Below are 1,318 nucleotides of genomic sequence, written 5' to 3'. Positions count from 1 at the left end.
GTTCCGAAGATCGGTTTGAAGTTGTCATTGTTTGTCTCGCTAGTCGCAATATTTCCCTAGTTCTCGCTGAATGGGAGGGCTGGGTGGAGTTGACGTCGTTACCTGTGATTGCTGTTAATCAGTGTCAACTCAGGTTGGTGAAGTGTGATGAGGCACACTCTAGAAATTTTGAGCGCGATTATAGAGAGATTTACCCAAAAAGCAATCGTTTGCTATTGGTGGCGGTACTAAAAAACGAGCCGTTTGGCTCGCTTTAAGATTTACGCTTTGGAGTAGATATCACGCTCGCCTAGCCAGCGATCGATAATGGCGGCTGCATTGGTTGGGTAATTGTCGTGAATATGACGTGCAATACGTTGAACTTCGGGAATTAAGCGTTGATCTCGAACTAAATCGGCAATTTTGAAATCAGCCAAGCCTGTTTGTTTGGTGCCCAACAATTCACCGGGCCCGCGGATCTCTAGGTCTTTCTGCGCAATAACAAAGCCATCGTTACTTTCACGCAGGACACCGAGGCGTTTTTGCGCGGTTTTCGACAGGGGGGAGTGGTACAGCAGGACACAGGGACTGGCAACCGAGCCTCGACCGACGCGGCCTCTTAACTGGTGTAATTGCGCCAAACCAAGGCGTTCAGGGTTTTCGATGATCATCAAGCTAGAGTTTGGCACGTCTACGCCAACTTCTATCACCGTCGTGGCTACGAGCAGGTGGAGCTTGTTGTCTTTAAACTCTTGCATGACAGCTTGCTTTTCGGCGGGCTTCATACGGCCATGAACCAAGCCAATTTTTACATCTGGCAGTTTGCGCTGCAGCTCTTCAGCGGTGTCTGCTGCGGCTTGCGCTTCCAACACTTCCGATTCATCGATTAGCGTACACACCCAATACGCTTGCTTGCCTTCGTTAAGACAAGCGTTTCGTACCCGCTCGACAATGCCGTCACGTTTGGTATCTGGAATGGCGACGGTTTGAATCGGTGTTCGGCCTGGTGGTAATTCGTCTATCACCGACGTTTCCAAATCAGCATACGCTGTCATTGCTAGCGTGCGAGGAATCGGAGTCGCCGTCATGATGAGCTGATGCGGATACGCGCCTTGTTTTGCCCCTTTCTCACGTAACTCTAATCGCTGATGGACGCCGAAGCGGTGCTGCTCATCAATGATGACTAAAGCTAGGTGATGAAATTCCACATGTTCTTGGAAGAGGGCGTGAGTACCCACTATCATTTGCGCTTCACCGCTGGCAATGCGAGCCAGTTCCGTCTCTTTGGCTTTGCCCTTGAGCTTACCAGCAAGCCAGCCCACTTGAATGCCCATGGCTT

At 50.5% G+C, this 1,318-nt stretch carries 2 protein-coding genes; one reads left to right on the top strand and one right to left on the bottom strand.

Annotation, left to right across the window (positions count from 1 at the left end):
* On the top strand, nt 1-257 hold a 257-nt coding region (locus R7070_RS25375; RefSeq protein WP_318141409.1), incomplete at its 5' end, for a hypothetical protein.
* Between the two features lie 3 nt (nt 258-260).
* Here the strand turns inward: R7070_RS25375 and R7070_RS25370 are convergent.
* Nucleotides 261-1,318, bottom strand: a 1,058-nt coding sequence (locus tag R7070_RS25370) for an ATP-dependent DNA helicase RecG (RefSeq protein WP_318141408.1), incomplete at its 5' end; no start/stop codon positions are given.

It is taken from the genome of Vibrio sp. 1557 (assembly GCF_033340175.1).
Lineage (GTDB): Bacteria > Pseudomonadota > Gammaproteobacteria > Enterobacterales > Vibrionaceae > Vibrio > Vibrio alginolyticus.
This window is presented reverse-complemented; position numbering and strand designations above follow the sequence as displayed.